Origin of the sequence: Caulobacter vibrioides OR37 (genome assembly GCF_000372645.1) — a bacterium.
Lineage (GTDB): Bacteria > Pseudomonadota > Alphaproteobacteria > Caulobacterales > Caulobacteraceae > Caulobacter > Caulobacter vibrioides_E.
Window position 1 is genome coordinate 37,010 of the sequence record NZ_APMP01000015.1, and the last position, 15,171, is coordinate 52,180.

Annotated in this window: 22 protein-coding genes; 9 read left to right on the forward strand and 13 right to left on the reverse strand. The window is 65.3% G+C overall.

What is annotated here, in order from left to right; all coding sequences use genetic code 11:
- Positions 1 to 32 precede the first annotated feature (32 nt).
- Both OR37_RS12380 and OR37_RS12385 read left to right on the forward strand, forming a co-directional pair.
- Positions 33 to 641 carry a TIGR00730 family Rossman fold protein gene (locus OR37_RS12380; RefSeq protein WP_004620248.1) on the forward strand — a complete coding sequence of 203 codons (609 nt, stop codon included), beginning with the start codon at positions 33 to 35 and terminating at the stop codon, positions 639 to 641.
- A gap of 102 nt (positions 642 to 743) precedes the next feature.
- Entirely contained in the window at positions 744 to 1,058 is a 315-nt protein-coding gene (locus OR37_RS12385; protein ID WP_004620251.1) for a CC_3452 family protein, read from the forward strand.
- 83 nt (positions 1,059 to 1,141) lie between these two features.
- Here OR37_RS12385 and OR37_RS21460 read toward each other — a convergent pair whose 3' ends face one another.
- From OR37_RS21460 to OR37_RS12410, 6 genes are all read right to left on the reverse strand, one after another.
- Positions 1,142 to 1,276: a hypothetical protein gene (locus tag OR37_RS21460; RefSeq protein ID WP_106404379.1), complete on the reverse strand. Its 135-nt coding sequence runs from the start codon at positions 1,274 to 1,276 to the stop codon at positions 1,142 to 1,144.
- A gap of 704 nt (positions 1,277 to 1,980) precedes the next feature.
- Positions 1,981 to 3,120: an acyl-CoA dehydrogenase family protein gene (locus OR37_RS12390; RefSeq protein WP_004620252.1), complete on the reverse strand. Its 1,140-nt coding sequence runs from the start codon at positions 3,118 to 3,120 to the stop codon at positions 1,981 to 1,983.
- A 15-nt stretch (positions 3,121 to 3,135) separates the two neighbouring features.
- Entirely contained in the window at positions 3,136 to 3,561 is a 426-nt protein-coding gene (locus OR37_RS12395) for an endonuclease domain-containing protein (protein ID WP_326972915.1), read from the reverse strand.
- A 44-nt stretch (positions 3,562 to 3,605) separates the two neighbouring features.
- A complete protein-coding gene (locus OR37_RS12400; protein ID WP_004620257.1) occupies positions 3,606 to 4,820 on the reverse strand; it encodes an acyl-CoA dehydrogenase family protein in 1,215 nt (404 codons plus the stop codon).
- Between the two features lie 162 nt (positions 4,821 to 4,982).
- On the reverse strand, positions 4,983 to 5,873 hold the full coding sequence (locus OR37_RS12405; RefSeq protein ID WP_004620260.1) for a nicotinate-nucleotide--dimethylbenzimidazole phosphoribosyltransferase: 891 nt from the start codon (positions 5,871 to 5,873) through the stop codon (positions 4,983 to 4,985).
- 53 nt (positions 5,874 to 5,926) lie between these two features.
- Entirely contained in the window at positions 5,927 to 6,274 is a 348-nt protein-coding gene (locus tag OR37_RS12410; RefSeq protein WP_004620262.1) for a hypothetical protein, read from the reverse strand.
- Between the two features lie 85 nt (positions 6,275 to 6,359).
- Here OR37_RS12410 and OR37_RS12415 point away from each other — a divergent pair, with 85 nt between their 5' ends.
- The gene (locus tag OR37_RS12415; protein ID WP_035017361.1) at positions 6,360 to 6,578 is read left to right on the forward strand and encodes a DUF1289 domain-containing protein; all 219 of its coding nucleotides are present in this window, start codon (positions 6,360 to 6,362) and stop codon (positions 6,576 to 6,578) included.
- Between the two features lie 3 nt (positions 6,579 to 6,581).
- On the opposite strand, the gene OR37_RS12420 is transcribed toward OR37_RS12415, so the two are convergent.
- Positions 6,582 to 6,914 (reverse strand): hypothetical protein, encoded by a 333-nt coding sequence (locus OR37_RS12420; protein ID WP_004620265.1) that lies wholly within the window; start codon positions 6,912 to 6,914, stop codon positions 6,582 to 6,584.
- A 283-nt stretch (positions 6,915 to 7,197) separates the two neighbouring features.
- Here OR37_RS12420 and OR37_RS12425 point away from each other — a divergent pair, with 283 nt between their 5' ends.
- Complete coding sequence (locus tag OR37_RS12425) at positions 7,198 to 7,707, forward strand: TIGR02281 family clan AA aspartic protease (RefSeq protein WP_004620267.1); 510 nt, start codon at positions 7,198 to 7,200, stop codon at positions 7,705 to 7,707.
- Between the two features lie 9 nt (positions 7,708 to 7,716).
- Here OR37_RS12425 and dusA read toward each other — a convergent pair whose 3' ends face one another.
- Complete coding sequence (dusA, locus tag OR37_RS12430) at positions 7,717 to 8,736, reverse strand: tRNA dihydrouridine(20/20a) synthase DusA (RefSeq protein WP_035017351.1); 1,020 nt, start codon at positions 8,734 to 8,736, stop codon at positions 7,717 to 7,719.
- A 125-nt stretch (positions 8,737 to 8,861) separates the two neighbouring features.
- Between dusA and OR37_RS12435 the strand changes: the two genes are divergently transcribed.
- On the forward strand, positions 8,862 to 9,929 hold the full coding sequence (locus OR37_RS12435; protein WP_235046578.1) for a site-specific integrase: 1,068 nt from the start codon (positions 8,862 to 8,864) through the stop codon (positions 9,927 to 9,929).
- Here the strand turns inward: OR37_RS12435 and OR37_RS12440 are convergent.
- Positions 9,926 to 10,303 (reverse strand): hypothetical protein, encoded by a 378-nt coding sequence (locus OR37_RS12440; protein ID WP_035017354.1) that lies wholly within the window; start codon positions 10,301 to 10,303, stop codon positions 9,926 to 9,928. The two genes, OR37_RS12435 and OR37_RS12440, sit on opposite strands and share 4 nt — an antisense overlap.
- Positions 10,304 to 10,474: 171 nt before the next feature.
- Between OR37_RS12440 and OR37_RS21675 the strand changes: the two genes are divergently transcribed.
- Positions 10,475 to 11,209, forward strand: a complete 735-nt coding sequence (locus tag OR37_RS21675) for a helix-turn-helix domain-containing protein (protein WP_131368823.1) — start codon at positions 10,475 to 10,477, stop codon at positions 11,207 to 11,209.
- A 121-nt stretch (positions 11,210 to 11,330) separates the two neighbouring features.
- On the opposite strand, the gene OR37_RS12450 is transcribed toward OR37_RS21675, so the two are convergent.
- The gene (locus OR37_RS12450; RefSeq protein ID WP_004620275.1) at positions 11,331 to 11,930 is read right to left on the reverse strand and encodes a hypothetical protein; all 600 of its coding nucleotides are present in this window, start codon (positions 11,928 to 11,930) and stop codon (positions 11,331 to 11,333) included.
- Positions 11,927 to 12,475: a hypothetical protein gene (locus OR37_RS12455; protein WP_004620277.1), complete on the reverse strand. Its 549-nt coding sequence runs from the start codon at positions 12,473 to 12,475 to the stop codon at positions 11,927 to 11,929. The genes OR37_RS12450 and OR37_RS12455 overlap by 4 nt, the downstream gene beginning before the upstream one ends.
- 125 nt (positions 12,476 to 12,600) lie before the next feature.
- Between OR37_RS12455 and OR37_RS12460 the strand changes: the two genes are divergently transcribed.
- Both OR37_RS12460 and OR37_RS12465 read left to right on the forward strand, forming a co-directional pair.
- Entirely contained in the window at positions 12,601 to 12,954 is a 354-nt protein-coding gene (locus OR37_RS12460) for a hypothetical protein (RefSeq protein WP_004620279.1), read from the forward strand.
- 66 nt (positions 12,955 to 13,020) lie between these two features.
- The gene (locus OR37_RS12465; protein WP_004620281.1) at positions 13,021 to 13,776 is read left to right on the forward strand and encodes an SOS response-associated peptidase family protein; all 756 of its coding nucleotides are present in this window, start codon (positions 13,021 to 13,023) and stop codon (positions 13,774 to 13,776) included.
- Between the two features lie 6 nt (positions 13,777 to 13,782).
- On the opposite strand, the gene OR37_RS12470 is transcribed toward OR37_RS12465, so the two are convergent.
- A complete protein-coding gene (locus OR37_RS12470) occupies positions 13,783 to 14,109 on the reverse strand; it encodes a hypothetical protein (RefSeq protein ID WP_004620283.1) in 327 nt (108 codons plus the stop codon).
- A gap of 136 nt (positions 14,110 to 14,245) precedes the next feature.
- On the opposite strand from OR37_RS12470, the gene OR37_RS12475 reads away from it, so the two are divergent.
- On the forward strand, positions 14,246 to 14,623 hold the full coding sequence (locus OR37_RS12475) for a hypothetical protein (protein ID WP_004620284.1): 378 nt from the start codon (positions 14,246 to 14,248) through the stop codon (positions 14,621 to 14,623).
- Here OR37_RS12475 and OR37_RS12480 read toward each other — a convergent pair.
- Positions 14,620 to 15,144, reverse strand: coding sequence for a hypothetical protein (locus OR37_RS12480; protein WP_004620286.1), 525 nt, complete (start codon positions 15,142 to 15,144; stop codon positions 14,620 to 14,622). The two genes, OR37_RS12475 and OR37_RS12480, sit on opposite strands and share 4 nt — an antisense overlap.
- Positions 15,145 to 15,171 lie beyond the last annotated feature (27 nt).

Here is a 15,171-nt window from a genome sequence, read left to right on the forward strand (position 1 = left end):
CGCGCCGCCGTCTTTGTGTGGAGTGGACGACGATGCCCAACGAGTCTAGCCGCCTGGGCTCCGTCTGCGTCTATTGCGGATCGTCCAATGACGCCGATCCATCCTACATCGCCGACGCGCACCGGATCGGCGAGAGCTTCGCCAAGGCCGGCCTGCGGCTGGTGTATGGCGGCGGCGGGGTCGGACTGATGGGCGCCGCGGCCCGGGGCGCGCACGCCGCTGGCGGCAAGGTGCTGGGCGTCATCCCGACCTTCCTGCGCGGGCGCGAGCAGCCCTTCGATGACGTCGAGACCGTGGTCGTCGACAACATGCACGAGCGCAAGATGATGATGTACGAGCGCTCGGACGCCTTCGTCGTGCTGCCCGGCGGGATCGGCACGCTGGAAGAAATCGTCGAATTGCTATCTTGGCGTCGTTTAGATCTTCACCAAAAGCCGATCGTGTTCCATAACCCGCGCGGGTTCTGGGATCCCTTCTTCGCCCTGATCCGCCACACGATCGACGAGGGCCTGACCCCGCCCAGCCTGGCGAACGCCTGGCGCGCGGTCGAGAAGGCCGAGGACGTCACCCCCGCTCTGCTGTCCTGGGACGCTCAGGTCGCGTCGGCCGGCGAACCCGCCGAACTTAGCCAGTTGACTTAGTTTTCAAAAAAGACGCACTATGGGCATGAGCAAGATGGCGGACGTCCGCCCGCGCTCATGCGCCGGATCTCCCATCCGGCGTGGGGATAGGAGACCAACGAGATGCGTACCGCTGCTTTCGCGGGCCTGATGGCCTGCGCCCTGATGACCGCCCCGGCCTTCGCGGCCGACAACGAAGGCGCTTCGCTGAAGCTGAAGGCCCCGACGACCATCACCAAGTTCATCCACGAAGGTTCGGTCTGGAACTGCGAAGGCGACAGCTGCGCCGCCAGCAAGGTCCAGTCGCTGCCCGTCGCGCGCGCCTGCCGCAAGCTGGTCGGCCAACTGGGCGAAGTGACCGCCTTCAGCTATCGCGGCGTTTCACTGGACGACGCGGCGATCGCCCAATGCAACACGGCGGCCAAGCCCAAGGCCTGAGCCTCGAAAGTCGCATGAAGAAATAAGGCCTCCGCCGGGAAACCGACGGAGGCCTTTTTCGTGGGGTGTGGGGCCCCTTGGGACTATTTGCGCTCTGTCGAGCTTGACGACGACTTGGCCGGTTTTGGACTCGGCCGCCCCACCAACATTCCCCCGATCAGGGCGAACGACAACATGGCGTGGTTCATCTTCGATACATTCATGGCGGCGTCTCCCAGACATAGCCGTTAGGACCAGGAGACGCGCGCGGCTTACAGGGGTTCACACCCTCCTAGTCGTCAGCGCGTCGGGGGAGATCATGCGCCTTTGCGGGCCCGGCGCAAGCAAAAATAATCCGTATAAGGAGCATATCAGCGCACGGACGATGGCCGTCGCGGCAGGCTTCCGCACCCAGATAAATACTCTGTATACTGATTTATTATCGTGAATCCGAGCGTGCATTGGACCGCGTTTTCCCGAGGCCTTGGATGGTCGTCGGAGTCCATGTCGGAAGGGCCCGAAACGCACGTGACAAGCGACTTCCGGGGCCCGACACGCCCGTGTGTCCGTCCAATCGCAGGATTCCACGCGCGAGCGCGCGGCTCACCGCCTCCATAAAGCATTGTAAGATAATCCCTTCTCGCTCGACGCTACTTGCCAGCCGGCCCAAGTCGGCCATCCGCCGCTGGGCGCAAGGACGAGGCCAAGTTCTGGCGCTCGACCGGCGATCAAGCTTCACCGCTGGCCGAGACGATCGGGCGCTCAACTCGACGCGCGCCGCGCCAAGCTTGATCAGCCCGCGACATCGCGAGAGGGCGAGCGCTTCCAAGGGACAGATCTCGCAACGCCCCGGGCCTTCCGAGAACCAGGCAAGAAAAAACCGCCCGCGTCGGGATGACGCAGGCGGTTTCGGGCATTCTAGGCTGCTATTCCGTGCGCCGATTTAGGCGGCGGCATCGAACGACAGCGACTCATAGCGCTTCAGGTGGTGATCGACCGAGCCGAACAGGCCCTCGATCATGGTGGCGCGCTTGAAGTAGTGGCCAATGGCCAGCTCGTCGGTCATGCCCATGCCGCCGTGGATCTGGATGGCGTTCTGGCCCACGAACTTGCAGGCGCGGCCCACGCGCACCTTCATCGCCGAGACGGCCTTGGCGCGCTCGGCGGCGTCCTCGCCCACCTTGATGGTGGCCATATAGATCATCGACACCGACTGCTCGACCTCGATGAACATGTCGACCATCCGGTGCTGCAGCACCTGGAAGTTGGCGATGGCCGTGCCGAACTGCTTGCGCTGCTTGGCATAGTCCAGCGTGCCCTCGTGCAGCTTGCGCAGCACGCCCACGGCCTCGGCGCCGACGGCGGCGGTGGCCTCGTCGATCACCTGGTTGACCAGCGAGAGGCCATCCTCGGAGATCAAAGCGTCGGCCGGAAGCGACACGTTCTCGAAATAGACTTCCGAAGCGCGGTTGCCGTCGACGGTGGGGTAGTCGCGGGTCACGATGCCGGGCAGGCTCTTGTCGACCAGGAACACGCCGACGCCGCCTGCGTCGCGCTGGGCGCCGCCGGTGCGGGCGGTGACGATCAGGTGCGTGGCGAAGGGCGCGCCGACCACCACGGCCTTGTGGCCGTTCAGGGTCCAGCCCGCGCCGTCCTTCTTGGCCGTCGTCTTCAGGTCCTGCCAGGTGTAGCGGGCCTGCGGCTCGGCATAGGCGAAGGCGATGGTGGTGGTCCCGCCGACGATGCCCTCGACGACCGAGGCCGCGCCGGCGTAGCCGGAGTGCTTCATGAAGCCGCCGCCGATCACCACGGTGCCCAGATAGGGCTCGATCACGAGCGCCTTACCGAACTCCTCCATGATGACCATGTTGTCGATCGCGCCGCCGCCCAGGCCGCCCAGCTCCTCGCTGAACGAAGCGCCCAGAATGCCCAGTTCCTCGGCGAACGCCTTCCAGTAGTCGGCGCGCCAGCCAGCGTCGGAACTGACGATCTTGCGGCGGGTCTCGAAGTCGTACTTGTCCTGCAGGAAGCTCGCGACCGTGTCGCGGACCATCGACTGCTCTTCGGTGAAGTTGAAATCCATAGGGAGCGCTTCCTCTTATGGTTCCCCTCCCCCTTGCGGGGAGGGGTTAGGGGTGGGGGTGTCGGCGCCGACGAGCGCCAGGATCTTCTCGATTGCCGAATACGGGTCGTTGATGGCTTGTGAATTGGGAACCCGGATCACCCGATACCCTCGACCCTCCAGCCAAGTTTGGCGTTCGAGGTCACGGGCGGCGATATGGTCCAGGTCGTGAACCGCGCCGTCCACCTCGACAATCAGCCGATGACGATGGCAGACGAAGTCCACGATGTAGGGTCCGAACGGCGCTTGGCGGCGAAAGTGGGATCCGGGGATCTCGACCTTCCTCAGCGCCTTCCAGAACAGTTTTTCCGCCAAGGTCGGCTCGCGACGCATTCGCTTAGCCGAGCGATCGGCTCGGTCGGAATGGTGCAAAGCTCCTGGCGTCCGTGCTGACACCCCCACCCCCAGCCCCTCCCCGCGAGGGGGAGGGGTGCTAGAGTTCTAGTTCAGAGCCCCAGCACCATCTTGGCGATGATGTTGCGCTGGATCTCGTTCGAGCCGCCGTAGATCGACGTCTTGCGGACGTTGAAATAGGTCGGCGCGGCGCGATGGGCGAAGTCGGGGCCGATCGGATGGGCGTTGTCGCCGTCCTTCGGGAAGCCGCGGAAGTACGGCGCGCCGTAGTGGCCAGCGGCTTCCAGCACCAGTTCGGTGATCCGTTGCTGGATTTCCGTGCCCTTGATCTTCAGGACGCTGGACTCCGGACCGGGGCCCTTGCCGGCCGCCTCGCCCGCCAGCGTGCGCAGCTCGGTATATTCCAGCGCCGTCAGGTCGATCTCCAGTTCGGCGACCTTGCGCTTGAACATCGGGTCCTGGATCAGGGCCGAGCCGTCGTCGCCCAGTTCGGTCGAGGCGATCTGGCGGATGCGCTCGATGCCGCGCTTGGAGCGCGCCACGCCGGCGATGCCGCTACGCTCGTGCGCCAGCAGGAACTTGGCGCAGGTCCAGCCCTTGTTTTCCTCGTAGATGCGGTTCTCGACCGGCACCTTGACGTTCTCGAGCCAGACCTCGTTGACCTCGTGCTCGCCGCCCAGGGTGATGATCGGCCGCACCGTCACGCCCGGCGACTTCATGTCGATCAGCAGGAACGAGATGCCTTCCTGGATCTTGGCGTTCGGGTCGGTGCGGACCAGGCAGAAGATCCAGTCGCCATGCTGGGCCATTGTGGTCCAGGTCTTCTGGCCGTTGACTAGATAGTATTCCTTGCCGTCGTCGCCGGTGAAGCGTTCGGCCTTGGTCTTCAGGCTGGCCAGGTCCGAACCGGCGCCCGGCTCGGAATATCCTTGCGACCACCAGATGTCGCCCGACAGGGTCGGCGGCAGGAAGCGTTCCTTCTGTTCCGGCGTGCCGAAGGTGTAGATCACCGGGCCGACCATGTTGATGCCGAACGGCAGGATCGGCACGCAGTCGGCGCGAGCGGTCTCTTCCGACCAGATGTAGCGCTGCACCGAGGTCCAGCCCGGACCGCCGTACTTTTCCGGCCAGGCCGGAGCGATCCAGCCCTTCTTGGCCAGGACGCGGTGCCAGGACAGGAAATCCTCCTTGGCCATCTCCTCGCCTTCTTCCTGCTTGTCTCGCAGGCCCGCCGGATAGTTCTCGGCGATGAAGGCGCGAACCTCGTCGCGGAAAGCGAGGTCCTCGGGCGAGAAGTCCAGATTCATGGCGGGCTCCCGTTCAATCGGCCCCTCTGCGGGAGGCCGTTATTGCGTTTCGGGAGCCACGATATCGGTCGAACGACCGTTTGGAAAGATGACGTTAGCGTCAACGGAAGTGAATATTATCCGCGTTCACCTAGCCCGCCCAAAACCCCGCGGCGGCAAGCCCTATCGGACCTCGCAGGCCAGCTTGACGAGCGCCAGGGCCGAGGCGCCGCCCACCCCTTCCTCGTCCGCGGTATCCAGCGCCAGAAGCGGCCGCTTGTCGAGGATTTCGAGCAGGCGGGCGTGCCCCTTGGCCGGACCGACATGCGCGGCCATGCAGTGTTCGATGGCGGCGGGGTCGACGGCGCGCACGATCGCGGCGGCGGCGCAGGCCGCGTAGCCATCCAGCAGCACCGGAATCTTCTGCACGCGCGCGGCCAGGATGGCCCCGGCGACGGCGGCCGTCTCGCGACCGCCCAGCTGACGGAGGATCTCCAGCGGATCCTCGCCCATGCCCTCGGCCTTGGCGCGCGCCACGGCGGCGGCGACGGGCTCTGGCTGGTCCGACCAGTCCGAGGCCTCGCCGCCGAACAGGGCGAGACAGATCGCTCCGGCGGCGCGGGCGGGCTCGGCGGCGATGACTCCGGGGATCAGCAGGTCCGGCTGCTTGGCCAGGGCCTCCATGCCGAAGGCCATGGTCGCGGCCGCCTCCTTCTCGCTCATCGACGGCTTTTCGACGAAATCCGGCGACGGGCGGTCGATGGCCAGGTCGAAGGCCTCGAGGCCCGCGCCCTGCGCTCCGGCCAGCCGGGAGACGGTCGCGCCGCCCGAGGCGATAGCTTCGAGCCGCTCGCGCGCCCAGCCGCGCGGGCCGACACCCTGACGAGCGCCGGCGTACAGCGCCACGACCGGCCGGTTGACGGCGGGCGGGGTCTTGCCGCTCCAGGCGCTGAGCCAGGCCGAGATCTCGGCCAGTCGTCCGCCTTGCTCCAGCGTCGGAGACGGCCCCGGCGCGGGCGGCGCGGCGGCCAGTTGACGGATGTCGGCGAAGGGCGAAGCGGTCTCGAACGTCATGACGCGCGGACTTAAACCGCTCCGCGCTCAAAGCAACCCCAAAGGCCCTCGGATCAGTTTGCCGCGACCGTCGCGCCGAGATAAACCTTGCAGACGCCATCTCGTTCCGCCGTCAGCTTAGCCCTCACGGTTTCGCTGCGGGTGCGCCCATCGCGCAGGGCGGCGCTACGCATTTCATCGGCGCGATCGCGAACATAGCCTATGCGTCCCCGCCCCTCCTGCTTGATCTTCGCGATCAAGGCCGTCGCATCGACCACGCCCAGATCCTTGGACTGCGCCAGCCCTAGGCAGCGGTTCGCGCTCAGAAACTCGCTGTCGCTCCAGGCGGGCTCGCCGGCGAATACCGGCGCGGCGGCCAAGGACACTCCGGCGACCGCGAGGACAGCGATAAGTTTGCGCATGGGACACTCCTTGCGATTGGACAAGACCGCGCCACGCCGACGACGCTTGCGCTTCGTCGGCCGAACGCCGAAAATCGAAAACGAGATGACCACCGCCGCCCAGCCGCCCCGCCCGATCGCCACGCCCTGCGTGAAGGTCTGCGCGGTCGACGGCGTCACCGGTTATTGCCTGGGGTGCCGACGCACCCTGCAGGAGATCGCGGGCTGGGCCCGGCTTGGCGATGAGGAGCGCGCCGCGATCATGGCCGCCCTCCCCGATCGCCCGGATCCGATGGCCAGCCTGATGGCGGCCAGCGGACGCTGACGCCTATTTCGCGCCGCTCATGAACGGCGCGCAGACCTCATCGCGCTCGGCGATCAGCTTGGCCTTCTTGTCGCCCGTGGCGGCGTCGGCCTCTTTGCGCGCGGACGTCATCCGCCCATTCGCCGAGGTCTGCACGGGCAGATCGCGCTGAGCGGACTCGCTTCGCAGCAGCGCGTCGAGCGACGCGGTGTCCAGCTTGCCCAGGTTCTCCGAGCTCGCCAGACCACGGCAGCGAGCGGCCTTCAGGAATTGAAGATCGCTGAGGCCAGAGCCGGCGGCCTGCGCCCCGCCCGCGACCGAGGCGGCGACGACGGCCGCGATGACAAACGCTTTCATGACTTCATCCCTCACGGGCTCTCTATTGCCCAGGGGATAGATAGCGTCGACACCGAGGCCTTCGAAGTTAATTCCAAGACATAATATCCATTACCTGTATGTAATATTTCCCATTAAATCCGCGTAATTAAACTCGCACCAATACGACATATACTTGATGTCGAATTGTTAACCACGATCTGAAAATCGCCGCTTTTGATTCACGGCTTGAAAACGCCTGCCCGCCGATAATCGAGGCAACGATCGCAGAAGCGGTCTCAAAGCCTGTATGGCGGGGTGTCTGATGTTGAGGTTCGCGGCGATCGCTCTCGTGGGCGCCTTGTCGGCGGTCGGCGCGGCCAAGGCGGTCGTGTCGCTGGACGATCTCCGCCGCCCCGAGCTTCGCGCCCCTTCCGCCGCGACGGCCACGCTCGGCGGCGCCGAGGGCGGCGCGGCCCAGATCACCAAGGGCGACGACGGCCACTTCTGGGCCCAGGCCTCGGTCGACGGCAAGGCCGTGCGCTTCCTCGTCGACACGGGCGCGACGGCCGTTTCACTCAGCATGGCCGACGCCCAGCGCCTGGGCATCGACACCAGCAAGCTGAACTACGACTACAACGTCATCACCGCCGACGGCCGCACCCGCGCGGCCTCGGTCAAGCTGGCCAGCGTCGCCATCGCCGGCGCCAAGGTGCGCGACGTCGACGCCCTGGTCATCGAGAAGGGTCTCGAGAACTCGCTGCTGGGCATGAGCTATCTGGGCCGCCTGTCTCGGTTCGAGGCCACCCCGAACTCACTGATCCTGCACCCTTAGATCAGGACCTCAGGCGGCCGGCGCCTCGGCGCGCGCGTCACGCGCCGCCAGGGCCGCGCGCACGGCCTCCAACGCCCGATCCACGACCTCCAGCCCCGCCCCGGCCTTGACGCCCTCGACCGTCAGGACGCGCCGCCACGCGCGGGCGCCCGGCAGGCCATGAAACAGGCCCAGCATGTGCCGGGTCATGGCCGCCAGATGCGTCCCGGCGGCCAATTCTCGGGCCATGTACGGCCGATAACGTTCCACCGCCTCGAAGCTGTCGATATCCGCGACGTCCATCCCGAAAACCCGCCGGTCGACCTCGCCAAGCAGGCCGGCCTCGTGATAGGCCGCCCGCCCCAGCATCACGCCATCAACGCCGTTGGCCAGATGCTCCAGCACCGCGTCGAGGCTCGGCACGCCGCCATTGATGGCGATGGTCAGGTTCGGTCGTTCGCGCTTGAGCCTGTAGACGAGGTCGTAATCCAGCGGAGGAATGTCGCGGTTCTCCTTGGGCGACAGTCCCTTCAGCCAGGCCTTGCGCGCGTGTACGACGAAGCTGTCGATCCCGGCCGCCGCGCAAGCGTCGACCAGGCCGAACAGAGCCTCCTCCGGGTCCTGGTCGTCGACGCCGATCCGACACTTGACCGTCGCCGGAACCTTCACCGCGTCCTTGATGGCCGCCATGCACGCGGCGACGAGGTCCGGCTCCCGCATCAGACAGGCGCCGAAGCGGCCGCTCTGCACGCGGTCCGACGGACAGCCGACGTTCAGATTGATCTCGTCATAGCCGAAGTCCTCGGCGATCCGCGCGGCCAGGGCCAACTCGGCCGGCTCCGACCCGCCCAGTTGCACCGCCACCGGATGCTGCCCGGGATCGTAGCTCAGCAGCTTCTCCCGATCGCCATGCACGACCGCGCCGCTCGTCACCATCTCGGTATAGAGCAACGCCCTCGACGACAGGACGCGATGCAAGGACCGGCAATGCCGGTCCGTCCAGTCCATCATGGGCGCAACAGAAAATCTATGGGGTTCAAATCGCGTCATTTTTGTCGTATATTCAATGTGTTAGGAGATACCGAAAACCGAAGCTTGTACCCAAATGTACCCAGGTTTTCTCTATGTTCCGACATTTCACTGTACACATGGCGTACACGAAAATGGCGACCTTTGTGAATTTGCCCTCCGGCGCCTGGCGAGCGATCATCCGTCGGAAGGGCCGCTATATAAGCGAGACGTTCAAACTGCGCGAGGACGCGCGGCGTTGGGCCACGGCCCAGGAGAGCGCGATCGATCGGGGCTTGGCCCCGATGAAGACCTACATCGCTAGCAAGACGTCGCTGGCCCACCTGATCGATCTGCACATCGACGATCTGGCGGCCGCGAAAAAGCCGATCGGGCGGACGAAGCTGGAGGCGCTGCTTCACCTGCGCCGCACCATCGGAAAGACCGCCTACGCCAAGATCGATCGGCAGTTCATCATCGAGTTCGGCCGCACCCGGGCGCGCGGCGGCACCGGCCCTGTGACGATCGGCATGTATGTTGGCTGGATCAAGTTGGTCTTCGCCCATGCCTCGGCCGTCCATGAGATCGACACTAAGATCGAGCCGATCGAGCTGGGACGTCTGGCCCTCAAGCATCTGGGCCTGATCGGAAAGAGTCAGGAACGCGACCGACGACCGACCCAGGAAGAGCTGGACCTGATCTTCAAGGCGTTCGACGAGAACCCCTGGCAGAAGAACCCGATGACGCGGATCATCCAGTTCGCGATCGGTACCGCCATGCGCCAGGACGAGATCTGCCGCATCACCTGGAGCGATCTCGACCTCCGGGCCAAGACCATCATTATTCGCGATCGTAAGGACCCGCGCGACAAGTACGGCAACGACCAGCGTATCCCGCTGGTCAGCATCACCGGCTACGACCCGCTAGCCTTGATCGAGGAGCAGCGCGCCATCCGATCGAACTTCGACGACCGCATCTTCCCCTATACGTCGGAGGCGATCAGCGCGGCCTTCACGCGGACGGTCGCCAAGCTAAAGATCGACGACCTGCATTTCCACGACACCCGTCACGAGGCGACCAGCCGCCTGTTCGAAGCCGGCCTGAAGATCGAACAGGTCGCCCTCATTACCGGCCACAAGGACTGGAAGATGCTGCGCCGCTACACTCACATCAAAGCCAAGTCGGTCCACGCCGCGGTCGCGCTTCTCAAGCCCTGGACAGATCCAGACGACTAGCGAACAGGCCTCGGTCGGGGCTTGTTGCGCTCGGCCTCGTCAGCAGCGTCGAGCAGCATTTGCGCGAAATCCCGCAGGGCGTCGGGTGAGACAGCCATGTTGACGATTTTGCCGTGAGGTCGGTCGCGCCCTGGCGCCTGCGTCTTCAAGTCAAGGATTAGCTCGACCTGTCCCAGGCGAACGGGGCGGGCCGACAGAAACAGCTCTCGCCTTCCCTGCCGGTTGTCCTCGCACTCAATCCGAACGGCGCCAGCGCCCGGCCAAGGATCGCCGTCCGGCAGGCCGAGGCCATGCACTTCGTGTTCGGATCGCGCCTGAGTTTCCTGAAGCTGCTCGATGGCCCAGGCGTCGAGGGAGGGGTCTCTACCGATCATTCCTCGAGACTACCCCAAGTCGCCCCACGGCTCACCCAGCAATGCGTGACGATGGCAAAGCAGCCGCCGACAACGGCCCCACCTCGATCGCGGCCGACAGCGACTGAAGGACGAACAGCCCTCCTTTGGCAGGCGCGGTCAGTCGATATAGGCTGGCGAAAGGATCACCCCATGCCCGCTTCACTATACGACCGGCTTGTTGCTTTACCGCGCCCAGAACCTGGCAAGGCGACTTTGCCGCCAGTCGAGATCATCGCGTTCAATGTTCATGTCCGTCGCAAGCTGCACGGGTGGAAGCAAAGCACCTTAGCCAGCTTGGCTGATGTGTCGCTGTCGACCATCGAGCGCATCGAGCGCGGCGAGCCCGTTCAGCCGGCCTTGATGGAGAAGGTCGGCGCCGCGTTCGGCTATCCGCCCGGCTACTACACCGCGCCGCGAACCCCGCTGACGCAGGAAGAAGTAGCGCAGCAGTACGACGGGCACACGGTTTTCGTTTCGGTCGAACCGTTTGCCAAGCAACTGCAGTTTCGGCGCATCGCGCGATGCATGCACCTTGTGTTTGCGCCGATCGGCGACTGCCCTAACGACCAGCCTCAGTTGCTCAAGCTGTTCGAACTCTTGTCCGAACTGACTGTACGGCTAGCCCTCCCGACGCTGGCGCCAAGATCGCGACTGGGCGGCGTTCGCCCTCTCTATCAAGCGATCACCAACCAGATCGCCCTCCTGCGTCGCGCTGGCATCGCGCTCGTCTGCGGCGTGCTTCATGAACCCGAGCGCGACCCACAGCGCTACGCTGTCATCGCCGCAGGTCATCTCGCCGTCGATCCTGGGATCCAAACGCGCAAGCTGCTTATCCTCGACCGTCGAGAGGTGACCGGAACCTGGGAGACGGAGAGCCTGGATTGACGGACGCCCTCTTCAATCCGGCGGTCATTCTGGCCCTGGCTGCGCTTGCGTCCGCCTTAGCCAAGCTTGTCTGGGCCTTTCGCCGGAAGCGCTAGTCTTCCTTGCCGTAGCCCTGGCGTCGTTAGTCCTCGCTCGTCGCGAAGGCTGGGCGGATCGAAACGATCTTGCGAATCTCCCTGATCGCTGCCCGCGCCGCTTGCTTGGCGGCAGGACGAGGCAGCCCGCGTGCTCGGAATGCCTTGACCGTATAGTCGAAGTAGAGCCGATCCCACGCTGGCCGAAACCCGGTGTCCGGGACCTCGGCCAGGAGCTTCGGCCGATTCACATCGTGCTTCAGGCGATCCCCTGGTCGCCCGGCTTGGATATAGAGACCCCGGCTTGCGAGAATATTCTCCACCAGGACACCCTGGTTCTTGGTGAGGTCGAACTCGACGATGACAAAGGCCTCAGCTGGCCGCTGGAGTGTTAGATAGAGCGCGACCGTATGGTCGTGGCCCGGCAGCTGCCCCCACTGAACCTTGACGTCACCTTGGTGGACGGAGGCTTGCGCCTCGATCGCCGCGTCAATGTCGGATCGTTGCGACGTGTCGAGGATGACGAGAGGGATGATGCGGCCGTCCCCGATCCCGCCCGTCCCGATGGCGCCGTCAGCGACAATGGGGGCCACCAGCCGCTCATGATCATGGTTGAGCCGGAAAATTGCCGGCTTGAAGATGCTCATGCTCGGCGCTCCGACATCACCAACACCTCGACGCCCGTCGCCTGTTGGTGAGTATCGCTGGCGATCACCTCGTAGCCGTCGGTGACGGAGCCCGCGAGAAGCTTCGGAGCGGCCAGGAAGTAGCACCATCCTGACTCGACTTGGTGTGCATCGATGCGAAAGGGTGTTGAAAGGCCGTGGCCCTCGCCAAAATCGCGGTAGGCGATCGCCGGCAGACGCAGCGACATCGGAAGATCGCGACGGTAGCGGATAGCTAGTTCGAGCAGCGAGACTGAGTTTCCGGTGTCTGTCGGATTGGCGATCTGGACCTTGAAGGCGAAGAGCTTGCCCTCCTCGCCGAGGTCGCGGTGGAAGGATTCCAGCAAGCGGACCTCCAGCTTCGGCGTCCGCCGCGCCTCCTGCCGTTCAGCCAACCGCTGGGCTTTGGCCGAGGTCCGCCACGCCAGGACGGAAAACACCAGCGCGACCACAGCCACGAAGAACGTCAGCCAAGTCGCCCAGTCGCCAGGCTGAACGGCCCTGATCGCTGCGTCCAGATTCCTCACCGTGCCCTGTCCTCGAACCTTAAAAGCGCCCAGCGTGTCGAAGCGCTACGCCGCAACCTTGGCCCATTCCACCCGCGGCGTCATGGCGCCTCGACTCCGTCCACCAATGTTCTATATTCGTTCTCATGAACCACGCCCATCCCGTCACCGCTGAGCCGCTGACCGCCGTGGAGATCGACGGCGTCCTTGGCGAGCCCGGCTACCTTGAAACCCTGCCCGCCGTCCGCCACGTCGACGCCGGCCGCGATGGCGGCCTGGTCGTCTGGCTGGACAGCGCCCTGGACACCGTCCCCCCGCTCGACGAAGAGCGCCCTGACCGGCCGCCGGAGGTGGAACTGCATGGCCAGGGCGCGCCCTGCCAGGCGCTGGTCGACCATCCCCGCGCCCAGCACGTCGAGATGTTCTTCGACGGCCTGGGCGACCCGGAATGCGCCCCGCTGGGCTGGTGGCATGCGCGCGTGTGGTTGAAGGCCGATTGAAGACGGCCTTGCACCTGGTCGCCTGACCGCTAGCTTCAATGGATCGGCCGGCAGGGACATTCGAGGATGTGCAATCTCTACGCCCTCATGAAGGCGCGGGCGGAAGTCGCCGCCCTGGCGCGCGCTATGAGCGACCTCAACAACAACCAGCCGCCGATGCCGGGGATTTACCCTGACTACGCCGCGCCGATCATCACCCGCGGCCAGGAAGGCCAGAGGATTATGCGCGATGCGCGCTGGGGCATGCCGTCATCGAAACAGGCCCTGTTCGAGGCCGCGACGGAGCGGGCTGACAAGCTGCGCGCCAAGGGCACGGAGTTCGATTTCGACGAACTACTGAAGATGGAGCCGGACAAGGGCACCACGAACGTGCGCAACACGGTCAGCCAGAAGACGGGCAGGATCAACACCCATTGGGCGCCCTGGCTAGGCGCGGGCAACCGGTGTCTGGTGCCCTTCACGTCCTTCGCCGAACCGGACCAAGACCACGAGAGGACGCGCAAGAACATCTGGTTCGCGTTGGATGACAGCCGCCCGATCGCCTTCTTCGCCGGCATCTGGACGCCGCACGCCTGCGTGCGGATGAAGAGCAAGGGCTGGGAGGAAATCGTCGCCTACGGCTTCCTGACAACGGAGTCGGCCGAGCCGGTGAAGACCTACCACGCCAAGGCCATGCCGGTGATCCTGACCGAGCCGGAGGAATGGGACCTATGGATGAGCGACGCCCCCTGGACTGAGGTCGCCCAGCTGCAGCGGCCCCTGCCCGATCGGCTGAAGGTGGTGGCCACCGGCGGCAAGAGCGACGACGTCGTGCCGGCCTGATCGGCTTTAGCGGTCCGGCGGCGTCCAGGACCACGCGCCGTCGAAGAGGTGGGGAAAGACCGCGACGTCTTTTGACCCGCACCCTTCTACGCCCGTGCAGGACAGCCGCGCGGCGATATCGGCGATCTTGACGTCCACGCGATGCTCGAACTTTTCCAGCAGATCCTCGGGCGTCCACTCGATCAGTCGCGGACATTCGCGACAGCAGATCGCCAGGGAATAGCCCTTGGTCAGAAAGGTCCTGACCGTGTCGTTGCCGACCTGGCCCAGGTGGAAGCGTCGGATCAGAGCCTCCGGCGGGCGCTGCAGCGTCGAGGACGGATGGTTCGGCACCGGGGGCGTTTCTCCGACGTACGCTATACGAGATAGGCCTCAAAACTTCGGCTGCCAGCGGCAGCGCCCCGCCAGGTCCATCATCGGCTATGATATGCGCAAATCGCTTCGTCGACGGAACGCTATTAAGCCGGACATGACCCTGCCTCAGGAACCTAGCCTAGAGCCCATCGACTACTGGCGCGCGGTCTCGCGCCGTGGCGTGCTCGCGCTCGGCTTCTGCGTCCGACGCACGATCGAAGGCCCGACGTTGGTCGCGGAACTGACCGGGCCTTTGGACGGCTGGACCCGTCGCGCCGCCTTGGCCGCGATCGGCGTCCACGATGATGCTGAACGTACGCGCGACCTTGCCCTAGTCGCCGCCCGCGCGGTTCTGACCATGGCCTTGGAGCACACGCCTGCGATGACCGCGCTGGAGGCCTACCAGGGCCTGCTCATCGACGCGGTCTGGAGAGCGGTCGAAGACGACCCACCCCGCAAGATCGAGATCCTGGGCCGCTCGGCGCCGATCTAGACGTCGCCAGACCGCTGGCGGGCGGTCTGGTCGGCTTCGATCTCGTCGGCGATCATCTGCGCGGTGATCCCGAAGCGTTCGGCCATGCCATGGCTGAAGGCCTCCAGGTCCCGGTTCAGGGCCATGAAGACATCGCAGGCCGCGTCGCTGCGCGCGATCATCGCGGCTTCGAGCTGATCTGGAGGCGCTCCGCCCTCGATGTAGAACCTGAAGAAGCGATGGACCAGGAAGTCGCGCTCGGGCTTGCACGCCTCCAGCCGCGCCAGCAGCTCCGCTGGTAGGCGCCCCGTTTTCTTGATCTTGCCCAGCATGGTCCCGAAGGTGTGGGTGAAGCTGGTGTCGAAGAAGTCGTCCACCCGCCCTTCCCAGGCCGCGTCCTCGACCCCGTTGCGCTCGGGCAGCAGGCTCAGGACGCTGTAGGTGTTGACCAGTTCGTACTCCAGGGTCTGGATCGCGAAGTGGGCGCGGCCGTAACGCGCGAAGGCCTCGCGATGCTCATCGCTGACGAAGGGCGAGTCCACGGCGAGGTCCTTTCCAGCGCGGTCTGC

Bases quoted from the DNA above. Each gene is read 5' to 3' on its own strand.
- OR37_RS12465 (WP_004620281.1), top strand. From the start codon at position 13,021: ATGTGCAATCTCTACGCCCTCATGAAGGCGCGGGCGGAAGTCGCCGCC.
- OR37_RS12415 (WP_035017361.1), top strand. From the start codon at position 6,360: ATGACCACCGCCGCCCAGCCGCCCCGCCCGATCGCCACGCCCTGCGTG.
- OR37_RS12460 (WP_004620279.1), top strand. From the start codon at position 12,601: ATGAACCACGCCCATCCCGTCACCGCTGAGCCGCTGACCGCCGTGGAG.
- OR37_RS12390 (WP_004620252.1), bottom strand. From the start codon at position 3,120: ATGGATTTCAACTTCACCGAAGAGCAGTCGATGGTCCGCGACACGGTC.
- OR37_RS12420 (WP_004620265.1), bottom strand. From the start codon at position 6,914: ATGAAAGCGTTTGTCATCGCGGCCGTCGTCGCCGCCTCGGTCGCGGGC.
- OR37_RS12400 (WP_004620257.1), bottom strand. From the start codon at position 4,820: ATGAATCTGGACTTCTCGCCCGAGGACCTCGCTTTCCGCGACGAGGTT.
- OR37_RS12475 (WP_004620284.1), top strand. From the start codon at position 14,246: ATGACCCTGCCTCAGGAACCTAGCCTAGAGCCCATCGACTACTGGCGC.
- OR37_RS21675 (WP_131368823.1), top strand. From the start codon at position 10,475: ATGCCCGCTTCACTATACGACCGGCTTGTTGCTTTACCGCGCCCAGAA.
- OR37_RS12450 (WP_004620275.1), bottom strand. From the start codon at position 11,930: ATGAGCATCTTCAAGCCGGCAATTTTCCGGCTCAACCATGATCATGAG.
- OR37_RS12440 (WP_035017354.1), bottom strand. From the start codon at position 10,303: ATGATCGGTAGAGACCCCTCCCTCGACGCCTGGGCCATCGAGCAGCTT.
- OR37_RS12410 (WP_004620262.1), bottom strand. From the start codon at position 6,274: ATGCGCAAACTTATCGCTGTCCTCGCGGTCGCCGGAGTGTCCTTGGCC.
- OR37_RS12425 (WP_004620267.1), top strand. From the start codon at position 7,198: ATGTTGAGGTTCGCGGCGATCGCTCTCGTGGGCGCCTTGTCGGCGGTC.
- dusA (WP_035017351.1), bottom strand. From the start codon at position 8,736: ATGACGCGATTTGAACCCCATAGATTTTCTGTTGCGCCCATGATGGAC.
- OR37_RS12405 (WP_004620260.1), bottom strand. From the start codon at position 5,873: ATGACGTTCGAGACCGCTTCGCCCTTCGCCGACATCCGTCAACTGGCC.
- OR37_RS12380 (WP_004620248.1), top strand. From the start codon at position 33: ATGCCCAACGAGTCTAGCCGCCTGGGCTCCGTCTGCGTCTATTGCGGA.
- OR37_RS12385 (WP_004620251.1), top strand. From the start codon at position 744: ATGCGTACCGCTGCTTTCGCGGGCCTGATGGCCTGCGCCCTGATGACC.